Origin of the sequence: Asanoa sp. NPDC049475, assembly GCF_040676915.1 — a bacterium.
Taxonomy (GTDB): Bacteria; Actinomycetota; Actinomycetes; order Mycobacteriales; family Micromonosporaceae; genus Asanoa.
Map to the genome: position 1 here is coordinate 1187369 of NZ_JBFAPY010000001.1, position 18872 is coordinate 1206240.

The 18872-nt window shown below is 71.2% G+C and carries 12 protein-coding genes; 3 read left to right on the plus strand and 9 right to left on the minus strand.

Features of this window, described 5'->3' with window-relative positions:
- The 9 genes from AB0J88_RS05610 to AB0J88_RS05650 form a co-directional block, all read right to left on the minus strand.
- On the minus strand, positions 1–1779 hold the full coding sequence (locus tag AB0J88_RS05610; protein WP_364352783.1) for a 3-hydroxybutyryl-CoA dehydrogenase: 1779 nt from the start codon (positions 1777–1779) through the stop codon (positions 1–3).
- Positions 1780–1812: 33 nt separating this feature from the next.
- Positions 1813–2691, minus strand: coding sequence for an alpha/beta hydrolase (locus tag AB0J88_RS05615; protein WP_364352786.1), 879 nt, complete (start codon positions 2689–2691; stop codon positions 1813–1815).
- Positions 2688–3737: an alpha/beta fold hydrolase gene (locus AB0J88_RS05620; RefSeq protein ID WP_364352789.1), complete on the minus strand. Its 1050-nt coding sequence runs from the start codon at positions 3735–3737 to the stop codon at positions 2688–2690. Before AB0J88_RS05620 ends, AB0J88_RS05615 begins: the two co-directional genes overlap by 4 nt.
- A 76-nt stretch (positions 3738–3813) precedes the next feature.
- The gene (locus AB0J88_RS05625) at positions 3814–4632 is read right to left on the minus strand and encodes a serine hydrolase domain-containing protein (RefSeq protein ID WP_364352792.1); all 819 of its coding nucleotides are present in this window, start codon (positions 4630–4632) and stop codon (positions 3814–3816) included.
- A gap of 9 nt (positions 4633–4641) precedes the next feature.
- A complete protein-coding gene (locus AB0J88_RS05630; RefSeq protein WP_364352795.1) occupies positions 4642–5469 on the minus strand; it encodes a glycosyltransferase in 828 nt (275 codons plus the stop codon).
- On the minus strand, positions 5463–6308 hold the full coding sequence (locus AB0J88_RS05635) for a glycosyltransferase (RefSeq protein ID WP_364352798.1): 846 nt from the start codon (positions 6306–6308) through the stop codon (positions 5463–5465). The genes AB0J88_RS05630 and AB0J88_RS05635 overlap by 7 nt, the downstream gene beginning before the upstream one ends.
- 13 nt (positions 6309–6321) lie before the next feature.
- The gene (locus tag AB0J88_RS05640) at positions 6322–7659 is read right to left on the minus strand and encodes an O-antigen ligase family protein (protein WP_364352801.1); all 1338 of its coding nucleotides are present in this window, start codon (positions 7657–7659) and stop codon (positions 6322–6324) included.
- 2 nt (positions 7660–7661) lie between these two features.
- Entirely contained in the window at positions 7662–8594 is a 933-nt protein-coding gene (locus AB0J88_RS05645; protein WP_364352804.1) for a Wzz/FepE/Etk N-terminal domain-containing protein, read from the minus strand.
- Positions 8595–8639: 45 nt separating this feature from the next.
- Positions 8640–9911, minus strand: a complete 1272-nt coding sequence (locus AB0J88_RS05650) for a glycosyltransferase family 4 protein (protein WP_364352807.1) — start codon at positions 9909–9911, stop codon at positions 8640–8642.
- A gap of 345 nt (positions 9912–10256) precedes the next feature.
- Here AB0J88_RS05650 and AB0J88_RS05655 point away from each other — a divergent pair, with 345 nt between their 5' ends.
- The 3 genes from AB0J88_RS05655 to AB0J88_RS05665 all read left to right on the plus strand — a co-directional run bounded on the left by AB0J88_RS05655 (position 10257) and on the right by AB0J88_RS05665 (position 18872).
- The gene (locus AB0J88_RS05655) at positions 10257–13940 is read left to right on the plus strand and encodes a PQQ-dependent sugar dehydrogenase (RefSeq protein ID WP_364352810.1); all 3684 of its coding nucleotides are present in this window, start codon (positions 10257–10259) and stop codon (positions 13938–13940) included.
- Between the two features lie 135 nt (positions 13941–14075).
- Complete coding sequence (locus AB0J88_RS05660; protein ID WP_364352813.1) at positions 14076–17765, plus strand: PQQ-dependent sugar dehydrogenase; 3690 nt, start codon at positions 14076–14078, stop codon at positions 17763–17765.
- A 78-nt stretch (positions 17766–17843) separates the two neighbouring features.
- Entirely contained in the window at positions 17844–18872 is a 1029-nt protein-coding gene (locus AB0J88_RS05665) for a DUF2855 family protein (protein ID WP_364352816.1), read from the plus strand.

The following is an 18872-nucleotide window of genomic DNA, read 5'->3' on the forward strand; positions in this document are numbered from 1 at the left end:
CTAAAGGTTAGTGTGGTCGCGGAAGCCCCGGCCGGCCTTGCGTCCCACGTAGCCCGCGGTCACCAGGTGTTCCAGCAGCGGGGCGGGAGCGAAGCCCGGCTCGCGCAGCTCCAGGTAGAGCTCGCGCTGGATGGCCAGCGCCACGTCGAGGCCTACGGTGTCGAGCAGCTCGAACGGACCCATCGGATAGCCGCAGCCGAGCTTCATCGCGTAGTCGATGTCGTCGGCCGACGCGTACGACGCCTCGAGCATCCGGACCGCGTCGTTGAGATAGGGGAACAGCAGCGCGTTGACGATGAAACCGGACCGGTCGGCGCAGTGCACCCCGGTCTTGCCCAGCGCCGCCACGAGCGCGTCGGCCGCCGCGGTGGTCTCCGGCGCGGTGCGGATGGTGCGCACGATCTCGACGAGCGCCATCACCGGCGCCGGATTGAAGAAGTGCAGGCCGACGACGTCGGCCGGGCGCTGGGTGGCCATCGCGATCTCGATGACCGGCAGCGACGAGGTGGTGGTGGCGAGCACCACACCCGGCTTGCAGATCTCGTCGAGGGCGGCGAACACGGCCTTCTTGACCGCCAGCTCCTCGACCACGGACTCGATCACCAGGTCGACGTCGTCGAGGTCCTCGAGCCGGTGCGACCAGGTGATCCGGTCGAGCGCCGCGGCCTGGTCGTCCTCGCTCAGCTTGCCCTTGACCACGGCCTTGGCGAGCGAGCCGCGCACCGCCTCGGACACCGCCGCGGTCTTCGCCTCGCCCCGGGTCACCGAGACCACGTCGAAGCCCGCGCGGGCGACCACCTCGACGATGCCGCGGGCCATCACGCCGGAGCCGACCACGCCGATCGTCGTGATCTGGGTCGACCCGGGGGCCGCGGGCGGGGCAGTCAGTTCGTCGGCCACGACCTTGGGCGAGCCCGCACCCTCGTACGTGTAGAAGCCCCGCCCGGTCTTGCGGCCCAGCAGCCCCGCCGTGACCATCTGCTTGATCAGCGGGACCGGGGCGTGCCGGCGGTCGCGTCCGCCCCGCCGGTACATCGTGTCCAGGATCTCGTACGCGGTGTCGATGCCGATCAGGTCCATCAGCGCCAACGGACCCATCGGGAGCCCGCAGCCGAGCCGCATCGCCGCGTCGATGTCCTCGCGGGTCGCGTACCGCGCCTCCAGCATCGACACGGCCTGGTTGAGATAGCCGAAGAGCAGCGCGTTGGCGATGAACCCGGCCCGGTCGTTGATCGTCACGTCGGTCTTGCCGAGCCGTGCGCAGAGCGCCTCGACGTCGGCCACCACCTCGGGCGCGGTGACCACGGTGCGGACGATCTCGACCAGCTTCATCACGGGCGCCGGGTTGAAGAAGTGCACGCCGATGACCTGGTTGGGCCGGGTCGTGGCGACGGAGATCTCGGTGACCGACAGCGACGAGGTGTTGGTGGCCAGGATCGCGTCCGGCTTGCAGACCCGGTCGAGCTCGGCGAAGATCTGCTGCTTCAGCGGGAGCTGCTCGGGCACCGCCTCGATGACCAGGTCGACGTCGTGCAGCGCGTCGAACCCGACCGCGAAGCCGACCCGGGCGAAGATCTCGTCGCGCGCCTCCGGGGTCAGCTTGCCCTTGGCCACCGCCCGGTCGATCGAGCCGACCAGCGTCGCCTGGCCCCGCTCGACGGCCTCCTCGGTGACCTCGACCGCGACGACGTGGATGCCGCTGCGCGCGAAGACCTCGACGATCCCCGCGCCCATCGTGCCGAGCCCGACAACTCCGACGGTGTTGATCTCCCGCGACACGCAGCGCTCCCCTAACGATCCATAAGGTCAGGGTCAGTCTGCCATGCCCTTTCGCACCTCGACGGCGACCTCGGCGGCGCCCTTCGGGCCGAGCACGATCGTGTAGTGGTTGGTGCCCGGCACCTCACGCTCGACGATGCCGGGGAACGCCCGGGTCGCCTCGCCCGCCGCGATCATCGGGTCCGGCTGGTCGAGCATGCCCCGCTCGGCGCGCAGGAAGACGGCCGGCACCGGCAGGGCGGCGGGCGCCACCGGCCGCCACGCGAACAGGTCCCGCGCGTCGCGCAGGGCCGCTTCCAGGTGGCAGGCCGGCCGCAGCGCACCGTCGACCTCGACCAGGTCGTAGTCGGCGTACTCGGCCATCGTCGGCGACCACTCGGCGAAGGACGGGTGGGCCTGCCAGGTCGCGGCGTAGGTCGGGCGGTCCGGGAAGGTCAGGGTCAGCCGCTCGTACGCCCGCCCGACCGTCTCCGCGATCACGGCGGTGACCTGCGCCGGGCCAGGATCGGCCGGCACACCGGGCGGCGGCGGCATCGCCGGGCCACCGTCGACGAGCACCAGGCGTTCGACCAGCATCGGGTACGACCGGGCCAGCTCGACCGCCGCCCACGCGCCCATGGAGTGGCCGACCACCACGGCCGTCCCGCCGTACGCCTGGATCACCTCGGCCAGGTCGGCCGCGTGCCGCTCCATGCCGTAGGGCGCCGGCAGGTCCCGGCTGTGTCCCCGGCCGCGCAGGTCGGGAGCGACGAACCGGTGGTCCGCGCCCAGGTCGTCACCGACCAGCGCCCAGGCGCGGTGGTGGGAGGTGATCCCGTGCGCCGCCACGACCAGCGGGCCGTCGTCGCCCCACACCCCGACGGCCAGGTCGCCACCGTCGACGGGGACGGCCGCCGTGCGGTAGGCGGTCACGGCAGCACGTCCAGCAGTTCGGCGACGAACTCGGCCGGGCGCTCCAGGTGCGGGGAGTGGCCGCAGCCGGTGTAGACGACCTCGCGGTAGCTGCCGCCCCGCTCGGCGTAGCGGTCGAGCACCGCCCGGGTCTGGCCGACCATCGGCTGTGGCGGGCTCGCCTCGGCACCCGGCCAGCCCGGGACGACTCCCAGCGAGCCGAGGTACGACAGGTCGAACAGCGAGGTGTCCGAGACGATCGCGTCCTGGTCACCGCGTACCCACGTGATGTGCGGTTTGGTCGCGACGGCGACGAGCTCGTCGGCGATCCGGAAGTTGTTCGGCGCCATGGTGTTGAGCACGCCCCGGTCGCCGGGCGCGACGCCGGGCCAGTTCGGGCTCGCGGTCGACGTGCCCGGGTAGTTGTCGTCGCCGGTCACCGTCGAGAGCACGGTGTCGAGCAGCAGCTCCTCGTCGGCACCGAGCGACGCGGGGTCGGCGACGTACGCGGTCCGCATGACCGTGCGCGGGCTGGTCGGCGCGTCGCCCTCGCGGTCCTTGGCGGCCAGCCGCGCGACGAAGTCGGGGTTGGCCGTGCCCGCACCCGTGCCGGCGAAGTCCTCGGTGGTCGGCGTGCCGATCAGGTCACGAGTGCCACCGAAGCCGTACGGCGACAGCGGCGCCTCCAGCAGCATGGCGGCGACCCGGTCGGGGTGGTCGACCAGCAGGCGCATCGCCACGCCGCAGCCCATCGAGTGGGCGACCACGAGCGGTTTGGCGTCCGGCGGGAACAGCTCCGGCTCGTCGAGCAGCGCTGCCACGTCGTCCGCGAAGTCGCCGAGCCCACGGGTGGCGTCGACGGGTGCCGCCTCGGACGCGCCGTAGCCGCGCAGGTCGGGCGCGACGATCCGCAGGTTGGGCGGCAGGTGGCGGAGCAGCGGCCGCCAGAAGTCGGCGGACGAGCAGTTGCCGTGGATCAGCAGCACGGGCGGGCCGTCGGCGGGGCCGGCGACAAGGACGTTCTGGTCGATTCCGCGCGCGTGCACGCGCACCTGCTGGTGCTCCATGGCGCACATCCTCGCGCTCCCCACTCACGTCATGCTGTGTGGTGTCGCCACATAAGAGCGGAACATCGTGTGTCTGTCAGTGCCGAGCGAACTCCGCGAGCACCGCGTCGGAGAGGGCCGGCCAGAGCGGGTGTGCCCACTCGCCGAAGTCGCGGTCGGTGAGGCACGCGCAGGCGAGGCCGGCCACCGGGTCGACCCAGAGGAACGTGCCGGTCTGGCCGAAGTGCCCGAAGGTCGCCGGCGAGTTGTTCGCACCGGTCCAGTGGGGGGTCTTGTGCGACCGGATCTCGAAGCCGAGGCCCCAGTCGTTGGGGTCCTGTCGCCCGTAGCCGGGCAGCACCCCGGACAGGCCCGGGAACGCCACTTTCGCCGCCTCGCGGGTCAGCGCCGGCGCCAGCGTCGGGTTCAGCAGCTCGCGGCCCAGCTTGGCCAGGTCGCCGATCGAGCCCGTCACCTTGGCCGCCGGTGAGCCTTCCAGCACCGTGTTCGGCATGTCGAGCTGGTCCAGCACCAGGTCGATCATCAGGTCCCCGAAGCTGCCCTCGGCCCGCTCGGCCACGACCTCGGCGAGCACCTCAAAGCCGCGGTTGGAGTAGATCCGGCGCTGGCCGGGCTGGCCCATCACCTGATCGTCGCCGAAGTTGAGGCCCGAGGCGTGCGCCAGCAGGTGGCGGACCGTCGAGCCGGGCGGGCCGGCCGGGTCGTCGAGCGCGACCAGACCGTCGTCGATCGCGGCCAGGACCGTCAGCGCCGTCAGCGGCTTGGTCACCGACGCCCAGGGGAGCGGGGTGTCCGGGCCGGTGCGCGCCAGCACGCCGTCGGCGTTGACGACGGCGACGGCGACGGTGTCCACCGGCCACGAGTCGACCAGGGCGAGGGCTTGCGAGTCAGGCACCCCGCAACGCTAACGGGTGGACTCGTCGCGGGCCCACGCGGCGCCGGCCGGGGTGGCCCGCGCGCGCCGCTCGGCCAGCAGCGTCAGGGCGGCATAGCAGGCGCCGGCCGGCCACAGCCAGGGTCGCGGGAGCACCACGTCGACGAGCCAGGACGCCTTGCGCGCCGGCCGGACCGCGACGTCGGCACCGGCGGCGCGCAGCGCGGTGTTCGCCCCACGCACCCGGCCGAGCCGGCGCAGCAGGTCCTCGGTGCGGGTCGGGGTGGCCACCACCGACGGGACCTCGGCGACCTCGCGCTTCTCGCCGGGTGCGAACAGCGCGTCGAGGAAGAGGTCGTCGGCGAACAGGTCGGGGAACTCGCCGAACCGGGCTCGGGCGTCCTTCGACAGCACGATCGCGCCCCGGCCGAACAGCGCGTCGCGGAACGCCGGAAGCCGCCGGTTGACGGCGAAGTAGGCCTTCACCAGCAGCGGCCGGCCCGTGGTGTCCAGCACCCGGCGGGGTGCGGCCGCGATGACGCCGTCGGTGCCGGAGACCCGCGCGGCCAACGCCCGCGCCCCGGCGGCGGAGAGCGTGATGTCGGCGTCGAGGTAGATGCGCGGGAAGCTGGTCGCGGCCGCGTCGCCGGCGTTGAGGGCGGCCGGCTTCGAGGCCACGGACACCTCGACGACCCGGACGCCGGCCACCGCGCCGGCCACGGCGGCGGTGTCGTCGGTGCAGCCGTTGGCCGCCACCACCACGTCGAACTCGCCCGGCTCGGCGCCGTCGAGCAGGTGGCGCAGCGTGCGCCCGATGACCCTCGCCTCGTTGTGCGCGGCCACCACGATGCTCACCACGGCGCGCGCCCGGTGATCGCGCGGCGGACCCGCTTGGAGAGGGACCGGCCGCGCCGGCGCCAGCCGGAGTACTCGCGCAGGTCGAGCGAGGCGGCCTGGACCACGTACGCGGACCGCTTCATCTGCTCGGTCCACTCGGCGACCGTGCGCACGCCCGTCTTCTGCGCGGACAGCGGCCGGCGGGCCATGAAGTCCTCGTCGGTGTGGTAGATCGTGCGGGGGCTGCGCGGGTCGTCGAGGTGGTCCTCGGGCAGGAACGGGTAGACCCAGCCGTTGACGAAGCCGAGGCGCGCGGCCCGCAGGCACCAGCTCGTGAACGAGTCGTCGTCGGCCAGCGGCCCGGTGCGCTCGACCATCGCCCGCTTGAGCAGGTAGCCGCTGCCCTGCACCCAGTGGTTGCGCATCAACCGGTGTCCGCCCGCGTACGAGGCCAGCTTGCGGTCGACCAGCTCCTGCCGGACGTCTGACTCCGGGAAGCGCCAGGTGCCGATCACCCCGAACTCGGGGACGTCCTCGTGCGCCCGCCGGAGCACGTCGAGCCAGGACTTGTCGGGCAGGCAGTCGTCATCGACCTTGCTCAGGTAGTCACCGGTCGACTCCGCCCAGAGCCAGTTGGTCGGTTCGCGCAGCCCGGCGTTGGTCGGGCTGTGGTGGAACCGGTGCACCCGCGGGTCGTGCCGGAGCTCCTCGACCGCCGCCAGGGTCGCCTCGTCGGTGCCGTTGTGCCAGAGCCACACCCGGGAGTCGTCGGTGCAGCTGTCGAGCAGGTGCGGAAGCGACAGGCGGACATACTCCGGCCGGTCGTACGTGATCATCAGAATGTCGATGCCGCCGGACATCTGTGCTGCTCCTCTAGTTGAGTCGTTGTGCCCGGGTCAGTCGCCACATCGCGCCGGCCAGGCCGAGCAGCAGATGCATGGTGAACAGGTACGTGGAGAAGTAGAACGCGTCGAAGGTGAACGCGGTCACCGCCATCACGCCGATCGCGACGGCCAGCACCGCGGCCAGGTCGCGGTCGCTCTCGGTCTTCGCGAACCGGCGGACCCGGGCGGACACGAAGACGCCCGTCAGGAAGAGCACGACCACGCCGGCCGTGCCGATGATGCCGGTCGTCACCACGGTGACCAGCCACTGGTTGTCGAGGAGCTGGTAGAGCTCGGGCAGCCAGGTGCCGATCCCGCGACCGAACCAGGGACGTTCCTTGATGAACGGCGCGACGTAGTCGTAGTCCTCCAGCCGGCCCTGCACGCTCGGGTCACTGCTGCCCGCGAAGAGCAGCGACCGCAGCGCACCGAGCAGGCCGGGCTTGCCGACCTGGATGATCGCGGTGAGGAACAGGCCGGCGACCAGCACGTTGAGCGTCGTGCGCAGGGGCCAGACCAGGATGAGCAGCAGGATCGCCGCGGCCAGGGCCAGCACGCCGGTGCGGGACAGCGAGATCGGGATGACCGCGGCCACGATCATCGCGATTCCGGCGAAGATCTGCCGTTCCCGGCGGGTCGCTGCGAACCGGGCATAGTGGATGGCAACCACCAGTGCGACCACCATCAGCACGCTGAACTCGATGTAGTGCCCGGCGGTGCCGGCCACCCGGACGAGGCCGCCGCCGCCCCGGTCGTCGAAGCCGACCAGGTCACGCTGGAACTGGAGCACCGGCGGTAGCTTGAGATAGCCGGTGAAGTCCTGGCGGAACGCGAACTGGGTCAGCGCGAACAGCGCCATCACCGCGGAGCCGTAGCAGAGCCAGCGCAGCACGGTGTCGATCCGCTCGCGGGTCAGCACGCCGTCGCACGCGGCAAGCAGCAGGCCGCCGGCGGCGAACGCCATCAACACGGTGCGGTCGGCCTGGTTGGCCTCCAGCGGGTCCAGACCACGGGCCTGGCCGGCGATGTACGACGTCGCCATGGTGGCGAAGTAGAAAGCCAGCGCCCAGCGCATGGGCTGTTGGCCGCGCGTGACCAGGGACGGGTGGAAGCGGGTGAGCGCCCACCACACGAACAGCAACAACCCGGCGACCACGCCGGGCCGGCCCAGCGTGGTCAGCGGCGGGAAGATCAGCCGGGCGGGCAGGAAGTACATCGCGAAGATGGTGAAGCTCACCCAGGCGGTCGCGTCCCGGAACTCGATGACGCTGGGTGTCACGCCGTCGTAGACGGTCGCCGTTCTCCGCGCGGATAGATAGGTCTGCACTATTACTGGTCGTCGTTGTCAGGCCTGGGCGTCCGCACGGCGGTGAGCAGGATGGTGTCGTCGGTGTCGGGCGTCCGCACGTAGTCGGCCGAGACCTGCTGGGGCTGCGTGGAGTGCCCGTTGGCGGTGACCGGCGTGCTGTTGATCCGGATGACCTGGGTGGCGTCGACGGGCTCGTCGTCGGCGGGCTCGCGCTCGCCGACCTGTTTGTTGACCGGGCCGACAGGCTTGGCCAGCGGCGGCTGCGGGCGGCGCTGCTCGACCGAGGCGGAACCGGCGGTCGCGTTGGCCCGCAGGCCGGCCCGGGCGTTGACCTGCTTGGTGAGCTTGCGCCGGGCGATCGCGTCGTAGGCGACCACCGCGGCGGCCATCAGCAGCAGGCCGATGGCGAGCACGACGATCTGCGCCCGGAGCACGTTGGACCGCGACGGGGTCACGTTGAGGCCGGGGTCGAGCACCTGGGTGCTGATCTCCTCGCCGGCCTTCGGCTTGTATTTCGCCTGCTGCCCGACGACCTCTTCGCTGATCAGCTTGGTGACGGCCTCGACCGTGGCGAGCGCCTTGGCGCTGGTCTCGCTGGAGATCTCGACGGTCATGATCGAGCTGCGGGTGACCAGGGTGATCTCGTAGGCGGCGTCGCCCCCCGCCGCGACGACCTTCTGCCGGGCATCTCCGGACGACACGGCGATCTGCACCGCCTGCGCCATCTGGGTCTCACCGATGCGCAGCCAGGGGTTGCCCGGGGCCGGCGTCGCGCCGTTGGCCGGCGTCGCCGCCGACGTCGTCGGAGGAACCAGGATCACGGTCGCCGTCGTGTTGTATTCAGGCTGGATCGCGCTGCCGAGCGCGACTGCCGCGGCAAGCGTCACGATGACGATCGGAACCGCGACGTACCACCGCCGGATAACGAGCTTGAGGAGGTCAAGGAGGTCCATGGAAAGGCCCTTTGATCGAATGCGGCGGAAAGGGGCGTCAGGTCGTCAGGAGACCGACTGGTTGGTATCACGCGGGCTCACCGGTCGGTTGCCTCCCCCCACCGGTGAATCTGATTTGTAACCTTTTCGCGTCTGGCGCAGCAACCGATCCCATAGTCGGATGTACGACTTGGCCTGGTGGTCCCAGGCGAGCTGGCCGACGAACCGATCGCGGGCGATCCGGCTCATCGTGGCGCGCGCGGCGCTGTCGCTCAGCAACAGGTCGAGCGCCTTGGCGAGCTCGTCGGGCGCGCCGGTCGGCACGTAGAGCGCCGCGCCCTCCGCCGTGCGCCGCGTCTCCAGCAGGTCGACGGCGACCACCGGGAGACCACGGGCGACGTATTCCACCGTCTTCGCCATGGTCGACAGCTCGGCCATCTTCGTCGGCGGGTCGGGCTGGATCGCGACGGTGGCGGAGTTGAGCAGGGCGTCGACCTCGTCCGCCTCGAGCCAGCCACGGAACTCGACCACGTCGTCGAGCTTGCGGGCGGCGGCCAGCTCGCGCAGGCCGGGCAGGCACTCGCCGTCACCGGCGACCACCAGTTTCCAGTCGCTGTCGCCGCGCAGGCCGACGAGCTGCTCGGCGGCGAGCACGGCCGCCTCGACGTGGTCCTGCGGGTTGATGACGCCGAGGTAGACAACCGTCTGCCGGCCGGCCGGCGCGGGCTCTTCGGTGTAGGCCACCTCGGCGATGGCCGGGCCGTTGCGGACCACGACCACCTTGTCGGGGTCGAGGCCGCCGCGGTTGATCGCCAGATCGCGGTACGACTCGTTGGTCGAGACCACGGCGGTCGCCCGGCGCCAGGACATCCGCTCGAACCACCGCAGGACGGCAAGCACCGTCGGGTTCGGGGTGTCCGTCTTGCACTCGTAGAGCTCGGGGCTCAGGTCGTGGTGGTCGAAGACGAACGGCCGGCCCAGCGCGCGCATCAGCAGCGCCAGGACCCAGAAGACGTCCGGCGGGTTGCACGCCTGCACGGCGTCGACCCGGGTGCGGACCATGAGGCCGAGTAGCCGCGCGGTCACCGCGAGCAGGGCCCAGGCGAACTCGAAGGCGAACGACAGCACTCCGGCGCCCGCGAGCGGCTGGCGGAACGACCGGATGGCGGTCGCCCGGCTGCCCGGCAGCACGGTCAGGCCGGCGGAACCCCGCGGGCAGATCACCGTGACCTGGTAGCCGGCCTCTTCCAGCGCCAAGCACTCACGGATCACCCGTCGGTCTCGTTCGACCGGCAGGTTCACCACGACGATGACCACATGCCCCCGCGTTTTGGTCATCTCCACCTCTGATCACTGTGGACAGTGCTGTGCCCTCCCTTAAGGGAGACTTAACACAGGCGACGATGCTCTATCGGAACCATGCGTGGCAAGGGTGACCGACGGCCGATCTGGTGTCGACTTCACTACATGTCGATGGCCGATCGGTCTATTGCTCGTCGGATTACCGGACCTTACTTGGTGGCGGGTCGGCCGGCCAAATCCCTGCTGTGGCACCGGATTCGGCGGGTGCGTCGGATTTGGGGGCAATGGCCCGTCGCGAATCAGACATCGCTTCCCCTTGATCTGATCGCTACCGTGTCCGCCACGTATGCGTGCAGGTAAATCTTGGGGGAGGTGGCGCGGATGACGCGCCCACGACGTCCGCTGCGGACGATGCTGGCCGCGGCGCTGGTCGCCGGCGGGCTCGTCGCGCTCGCCGAGGTGCAGCCGGCGGCGGCGACCACGCTGCCGACCGGGTTCCAGGAACAGATCGTCTTCAGCGGGTTGAACCAGCCCACCAACCTCGAGTTCGCGCCCGACGGCCGCGTCTTCGTCGCCGAGAAGGGCGGCCGGGTCAAGGTCTACGACAACCTCGCCGACCCGACGCCGACGGTGTTCGCCGACCTGTCGACCAACGTGTTCAACGTCTGGGACCGCGGCCTGCTCGGCCTCGCGCTGCCGCCGGACTTCCCGGCGAACCCCTACGTATACGTGCTTTACACCTATGACGCGCCACCCGGTCAGACCGCGCCGTACTGGAACGACAACTGTGGCGACGCCAACAACGGCCAGTGCGTCGTGCAGGGCCGGCTATCCCGGCTGCAGGCCGCCGGCAATGTGATGACCGGCAGCGAGCAGGTGCTCATCACCGACTGGTGCCAGCAGTTCCCCAGCCACTCGATCGGCGACCTCAAGTTCGGCGCCGACGGCATGCTCTACGTCAGCGGCGGCGACGGCGCCAGCTTCAGCGCCACCGACTACGGCCAGCTCGGCAACCCCCGCAACCCCTGCGCCGACCCGCCCTCCGCGGTCGGTGGCGTGATGAACCCGCCGACCGCCGAGGGAGGCGCGCTGCGCTCGCAGGACGTCCGCTCGACCGGCGACCCGACCAGCCTCGACGGCTCGGTGCTGCGGCTCAACCCGGTCACCGGCGCCGCGGCGGCCGGCAACCCGCTGTCCGGCTCGGCCGACGGCAACGCCCGCCGCATCGTCGCGCACGGCCTGCGCAACCCGTTCCGGATGACCATCCGTCCCGGCACAAACGAGGTGTGGGCGGGCGACGTGGGCTGGAACGTGTGGGAAGAGATCAACCGGGTGACCAACCCGACGGCGGGCGTCACCAACTTCGGCTGGCCCTGCTACGAGGGCATGGGCGTGATGGGCTCGTACGACGGCGCCAACCTCAACCTGTGCGAGTCGCTCTACACCGCGGGGGGCCACGCCCAGCCCTACTACACGTACAACCACACCGGCGCGGTCGTCCCGGGGGAGAACTGCGGCAACGGCGGCGACGCGACCAGCGGCCTGGCGTTCTACCCGACCAGCGGCGGCAACTACCCGGCGGCGTACGCGGGCGGCCTGTTCTTCGCCGACTATTCGCGCAACTGCATCTGGGCGATGAAGCCGACCACCCCGGGCGGGCTGCCCTCCACGGCCGCGATCGAGGCCTTCGGGCAGGCCGCGGCCGGCCCGGTGGACCTGGCGATCGGTCCGGGCAACGAGCTCTACTACGTCGACCTGGGCGGGACGGTCCGGCGGATCCGCTACTTCCCGGGCAACCAGCCGCCGGCGGCCGCGTTCAGCGCCACCCCGGTGGCGGGCCAGCCGCTGCGGCTCGACTTCGACGCCAGCGCCTCGACCGACGCCGACCCGGCCGACCAGGGCCGGCTGACGTACGCCTGGGACTTCACCAACAACGGCTCGACCGACGCGACCGGGGTGACGACCAGCTTCACCTATCCGGCCGCGGGCAGCTACACGGCCAAGCTCACGGTGACCGACACGCTCGGCGCCAGCGACACGCACCTGGTGACCATCCAACCCGGCCGCACCGCGCCCGTCGCCACGATCGACACCCCGGCCGCCTCGACGACCTGGAAGGTGGGCGACCAGATCGCCTTCACCGGGCACGCGAGCGACGCCGAGCAGGGCACCCTGCCGGCGTCCGCGCTGTCGTGGCGGCTGCGGATGCACCACTGCGAGAGCGTCGGCAACTGCCACGTGCACGAGGTGCAGCAGTGGGCCGGCGCCGCGGGCGCTACGTTCGTCGCTCCCGACCACGAGTATCCGTCCTATTTGGAACTGGAACTGACGGCGACCGACGCCGACGGGCTGAGCCACACGGTGTCCCGCAGGCTCGACCCGAAGACCGTCGACCTGACGTTCCGCACCAACCCCGCGGGCCTGTCGCTCAACGTCGGCGCGTTCACCGGCACGACCCCGTTCACCCGCACGGTCATCCAGGGCTCGACCAACACGGTCAGCGCTCCGTCGCCGCAGAGTCAAGATGGCTCGGTCAACACGTTCGCGAGTTGGTCCGACGGCGGTGCCAACAGCCACGTCATCACCGCGCCGACGGCGGCCGCCACCTACACCGCCACCTTCACCAGTGCGGCCGGCTGCGCCGACAGCTTCGGCTACGTCTGCACCACCCGGACCGGCCAGCCGTTCGCCGCGGCCGACGGTGCGGTGCTGCCGCTGACCGGTGACGACGCGGTCACCCCGGTCTCGCTGCCGTTCCCGTTCCGGTTGTACGGCCAGGAGTACGGCAGCGCGTGGGTGTCGACCAACGGCTTCGTCTCGTTCGCCGACCCGGGCCAGGCCGGGCTGGTCGCGGTCAACGGTGCCCTGCCCAACGGCAGTGCGCCCAACGCCGCGGTCTATCCGTTCTGGGACGACCTGGTGCAGCGGGCCGACTCGACGGTGCGCACCGGGGTGAGCGGCACCGCCCCCGACCGGAAGTTCACCGTGGAATGGCGCAACAGCGGTTACTACGGCTCCAACTCCGGGCGCATCCGGTTCTCCGCGGTGTTCGGTGAGGACGGCAGCATCACGTACCACTACGCCGACCTGTCCACCGCCGACCGCGAGGAGGGCAACTCCGCCACTGTCGGCATCGAGGACGGTTCGGGCACCGTAGGGCTCGCGTACTCGGTGGACCAGCCGGTCCTGCGCGATGGCACCACGGTGACGTTCTCGCCGCCCGGTGGCACGCCGCCGCCGACCACCGGCACCATCTCCGGGGTGGTCAGCGCCAACGGGAGCCCGCTGTCCGGTGCCACGCTGACGCTGTCGCCGTCCGGGCGCACGGCGACCAGTGCGGCCAACGGCTCCTACCAGTTCACCGCGGTGCCGCCGGGCGCCTACACGGTTTCCGGCACGGCGCCGGGCGGTTTCACCGGCTCGTCGCCGGTGACCGTGACGGCGGGCGGGGCGCACACCGTCAACCTGACGCTGACCGGGCCGCCACCGGGCTCCGGCGACTACACCAAGACCACGCAGGCACGACCGTACGTGTCGACGGCTGACGGCACGGTGCTGCCGATCACCGGCGACGACGCGGTCGGTCAGGTCACGCTGCCGTTCGGCTTCGAGTTCTACGGCCAGCAGCAGACGACCGCGTGGGTGTCGACCAACGGCGTGCTGTCGTTCGTGAACCCGGGCGGTGCGACGCCGGAGAACACCGCGCTACCGACGGCCGCACTGCCGAACGCGGCCCTCTACCCGTACTGGGACGACCTCGTGCAGCGGTCCGGCAGCGTCATCCGCACGAAGGTGGTCGGGTCCGCGCCCAACCGGCAGTTCGTCGTCGACTGGTTCAACACCGGGATGTACGGCTCATCGTCGGCGCGGATCTCGGCACAGGTGGTGCTCTCCGAGTCCGGCGAGATCGCCTTCAACTACGCCGACCTGGCGACGTCCACGCGGGAGCGCGGCGACTCCGCCACGGTCGGCATCGAGGACGCGGCGGGAGCCGACGCGGTGCAGCACTCCGTCAACCAGGGCGTGCTGAACAACGGCGAGGCGATCGTCTTCACGCCGAACTGAGCGGGTCCCTGCCGGACGGGCGGCCAAAATCGCCCGTCCGGTTAACGGGACCAATCAGGAAGCTGACGATCGGATGTCGCGCCACACGTGACCATGTGATGTCGTCGTCATCCGCATCGCGGGATGGAGCACAGCGTGTCGTTGAGCGTGCGCCGGTTTTTCGCCGGCCTGCTGGCGTTGGTCCTGGGTGCGCCCCTTACGGTGGCCGGGCTGGCCGCGCCGGCCGCCGCCGGCCCGCCACCGACCGGTTTCACCGAGCAGGTGGTGATGACCGGCCTGAGCAGCCCCACGAAGCTGGTCTTCGCCCCCGACGGCCGGATCCTGATCGCGCAGAAGAACGGCGTCATCAAGATCTACGACAGCCTCTCCGACCCGACGCCGACGATCTTCGCCGACCTGAGCGCCGAGGTCTTCACCTATGGCGACCTGGGTCTGCTCGGCCTGGCCGTGCCGCCGGACTTCCCGGCCACGCCCTGGGTCTACGTGAGCTACACCTACGACGGCCCGATCGGTGGCAGCGCGCCGACCTACAACGACCAGTGCGCGGTGCTGGGTGACTGCGTGGTCAGCAACCGGGTGTCCCGGCTGCGGATCGCCGGCAACGTGATGACCGGCAGCGAGCAGGTCCTGCTGCACGACTGGTGCCACGTCTACGAGACGCACGCCGTCGGCAACGTCGGCTTCGGCCCGGACGGCGCGCTCTACGTCAGTGGCGGCGACGGTGCGTCTCCGTCCTTCCCCGACTACGGCCAGCGGGGCGCGGTCACCAACCCGTGCGGCGACCCGGGTGCCCCGGTCGGCGGCACGATGACCCCGCCGACCGCCGAGGGTGGCGCGCTGCGCTCGCAGGACGTGCGCACCCCCGGCGACCCGACGGGCCTGTCCGGCACGTTCATCCGGGTCGACCCGGACACCGGCGCCGCGCTGCCCGACAACCCGATGGCCGGCAGCGCCGACCCCAACACCCGCCGGATCCTGGCGTACGGCCTGCGCAACCCGTACCGCTGGGCGTTCCGTCCGGGCACCGACGAGGTGTGGTTCGGCGACGTGGGCTGGCGGCTCTGGGAGGAGATCGACCGGCTGCCCGACCCCCTCAACGGCCCGGTCGAGAACTTCGGCTGGCCCTGCTACGAGGGTGACGGCCGGCAGAACGGCTACGACTCGCCCAACCTCTCGCTCTGCGAGAGCCTCTACGCGCAGGGCGCGAACGCCGTGGTGCAGCCGCAGTACACCTACAACCACGCGGCCGCGGTGGTGTCCGGCGACGGTTGCCCGACCGGTGGCTCGTCGCCCAGCGCGCTGGCGTTCTACCCGACCAGCGGCGGCAACTACCCGGCGACGTACCGCGGCGCGCTGTTCTGGGGTGACTACGCGCGGCAGTGCATCTGGGCCATGCTGCCCGGCGCCGGCGGAGTGCCCGACCGCGACCACATCGTGCCGTTCACGTCGACCGCGGCGACCCCGGTCGACCTGCAGATCGGCCCCGACAAGCGGCTCTACTACGTCGACCACAGCGGCGGTACGATCCGGCGGTTCAACTACAACACCGGCAACCAGCCCCCGACCGCGGCGGTGACCGCGACGCCGACCGCCGGCAACGCCCCGCTCACGGTCAGCTTCGACGCGTCCGGCTCGACGGATCCCGACGCCGGCGAGGTGCTCTCCTACCAGTGGGACTTCACCGACAACGGCTCGTGGGACGCGGCGGGGGCGACGGCCTCCTACACGTACGGGAGCACCGGCACCTACACCGCCCGGCTGCGGGTCAGCGACCTCGGCGGTCTCTCGGCGGAGCAGACCGTGCAGATCCTGGTCGGCACCGGCGCGCCGACCGCGGTGATCGACACCCCGGCCACGAACCCGAGCTTCAAGGTGGGCGACCCGGTCTCGTTCAGCGGGCACGCCACCGACCCGCAGCAGGGCACCCTGCCGGCCTCGGCGCTGCACTGGCAACTGCTGATGCAGCACTGCTACGCGCCCGACAACTGCCACACGCACAACGTGCAGGAGTGGGATGGGGTCTCGTCCGGGACGTTCAACGCGCCCGACCACGAGTATCCGTCCTATCTGGAGCTCAAGCTGACCGCCACCGACAGCGGCGGGCTCACCCACACGGCCACCCGCCGGCTCGACCCGCGCAGCGTCGACCTGACGTTCACCAGCAACCCGCCGGGTCTGCAGCTCAGCGTCAACGGCGTGCTCGTGACGACGCCCGCGACGCGGACGGTGCTGGCCGGCTCGACCAACTCGGTGAGCGCGCCGACGCCGCAGTCCGGCTACGCCTTCTCCAGCTGGTCCGACGGCGGTGCGGCGACGCACGTGATCACGGCGCCGAGCACGGCGACGACCTACGGCGCGACGTTCGAGTCGACGCAGCAGGGCGGCGACGGATACGAGATGAGCGACGCCACCGGGCAGCCGTTCGTGGCCGCCGACGCGACGACGCTGCCGCTCGCCGGTGACGACGTGAAGCAGCAGGTGTCGCTGCCGTTCGCGTTCCCGTTCTACGGCACACCGCAGAACAGCATGTGGGTGACCAGCAACGGGTTCCTGTCGTTCGCCGACCCGGGCCAGACCGGGCTGATCGCGGTCAACAGCGCCCTGCCCAACGGCAGCGCGCCGAATGCCGCCATCTACCCGTTCTGGGACGACCTGGTGCTGCGTTCCGACTCGTCCATCCGCACCGAGACCTTCGGCTCCGCGCCCGACCGGCGCTTCGTGGTCGAGTGGCACAACGTCGGGCACTACGGCTCCAACTCGGCGCGGCTGTCGGTCAGCGCGGTGCTGCACGAGTCGGGCCGGATCGACTTCAACTACACCGACCTCAGCAGCGCGCGCGAGGACGGCAACTCGGCGACGGTGGGCATCGAGGACGCGGCGGGCTCGTCGGCGCTGACCTACTCGTTCAACCAGCCCAACCTCGACAACGGCAAGCGGATCTCGTTCACGCCCTCGGGCGGCGGTGGCTCCGACGACCCGCCGCCGGCGCCGACCACGGGCACCGTCAGTGGTGTGGTGACCAACGCGGGCACGGGCAACGCGATCGTCGGCGCGGCGGTCACCCTCACACCGGGCAGCGGCTCGACCACCACCACGAGCGGCGGCGCCTATCAGTTCGGCGCGGTGCCGGCGGGGACCTACACGGTCACGGCGACCGCGTCGGGTCAGTCGGCGTCGAAGTCGGTGACGGTGACCGCGGGCGGCACGGCGACGGCTAACCTGGCGATCGGCAGCACGACGCCGCCACCGTCGGGCGGCTACACGAAGACGACCGAGTCACGCACGTACGTGCCGGCGACCGGTGGCACCGACGTCGCGATCACGGGCGACGACGCGACGGCCCAGATCGACCTGCCGTTCGCGGTGCCGTTCTACGGCCAGTCGAAGAATCAGGCGTGGATCTCGACCAACGGTTTCGTCTCGTTCGCCGAGCCGGACTGGGCGCAACCGGAGAACGTGGCGATCCCGGCGGCGGCCCTGCCCAACGCGGCGGTCTACCCGTACTGGGACGACCTGGTGATGCGGTCGGACAGCACGATCCGCACGAAGGTCACCGGCTCGGCCCCGAACCGCGAGCTCACCGTCGAGTGGAACAACATCGGCCAGTACGGCTCGGCGTCGGCGCGCATCTCGATCGAGGCCATCTTCGGCGAGAACGGCACGATCGTCTTCAACTACACGAGCCTGGCCGCGTCGAAGACCCGCGAACGCGGCGACAGCGCGACAGTGGGAGTGGAGAACCCGACCGGCACGGCCGCCGTCCAACACTCCCTCAACCAGCCGGTCCTGGCGGACAACCAGGCCATCGTCTTCACACCCAACTGAGTCTTGCCGCGAGCGGTCCGCGGTCTCTACGGTCGCTGGATGGCTCCCTCGTGGACGTTCGCTGTTGATCGTGAGGACTTGGCTCGCTCCACCGTCGTCGACGGGCCGGTGCCCGAGGTCGGCGACGGTGAGGCGGTGTTGCGGGTCGACCGGGTCGGGATGACCGCCAACAACGTGACCTATGCCGTGCTCGGTGACTCGTTCGGCTACTGGCGGTTCTTCCCGCCCGAGCACCGCGGCATCGAGGCCGGGTGGGGGCTCGTGCCGCTCTGGGGGTTCGCCGACGTCGTCGCCTCCACCGTCGACGGCGTCAGCGTCGGCCAGCGGGTCTACGGCTACCTTCCGCCCGCAGCCCACCTCGTCGTGCGGCCCGACCGCCTCGATGCCAGCGGGTTCCGGGACGCCAGCCCGCACCGGGCCGAGCTGCCGTCGCCCTACAACGCCTACCGGGTGACCACCGGTGACGGTGCCTACCGGGCCGACGAGGAGGACCTGCTGGTGCTCTTCCGGCCGCTGTTCTACACCTCGTTCATGCTGGCCGACTACCTCGCCGACAACGAGTTCTTCGGCGCCACCACGCTCGTGCTCTCCTCGGCGTCCAGCAAGACCGCGTACGCGGCCGCCTTCGAGCTTCGGGGTCAGGGGCCGCGGATCGTCGGGCTCACGTCGCCCGGCAACGTCACCTACACCGAGTCGCTCGGCTGTTACGACGACGTGCTCACGTACTCGCAGGTGGAGACGTTGACCCCGGTCCCGACCGCCTACCTCGACCTCGCCGGTGCGCCGGCCAGCCGGCACGCGCTGCGCGAGCACCTCGGAGAGCACCTGGTCCGCGACGTGGCGGTGGGGCTGACCTACCAGATCCCCAACGCCGGAACCGCCGGTGAGTTCTTCTTCGCGCCCACGCAGATGCGCAAGCGCGGTGCCGACTGGGGCCGCGACGAGCTCGAGCGCCGGTTCGGTGTCGCCTGGCGCCGGTTCGTCGACGCGCTCGGCGGCCTGGTCGACGTCCGGGTCGGCGACGGCCCCGAGGCGTTGCGCGCCGCGTGGCTCGACGCGCTCGCCGGCCGCATCCCGGCCCGGGTCGGCCAGGTCCTGCGGCTGTGA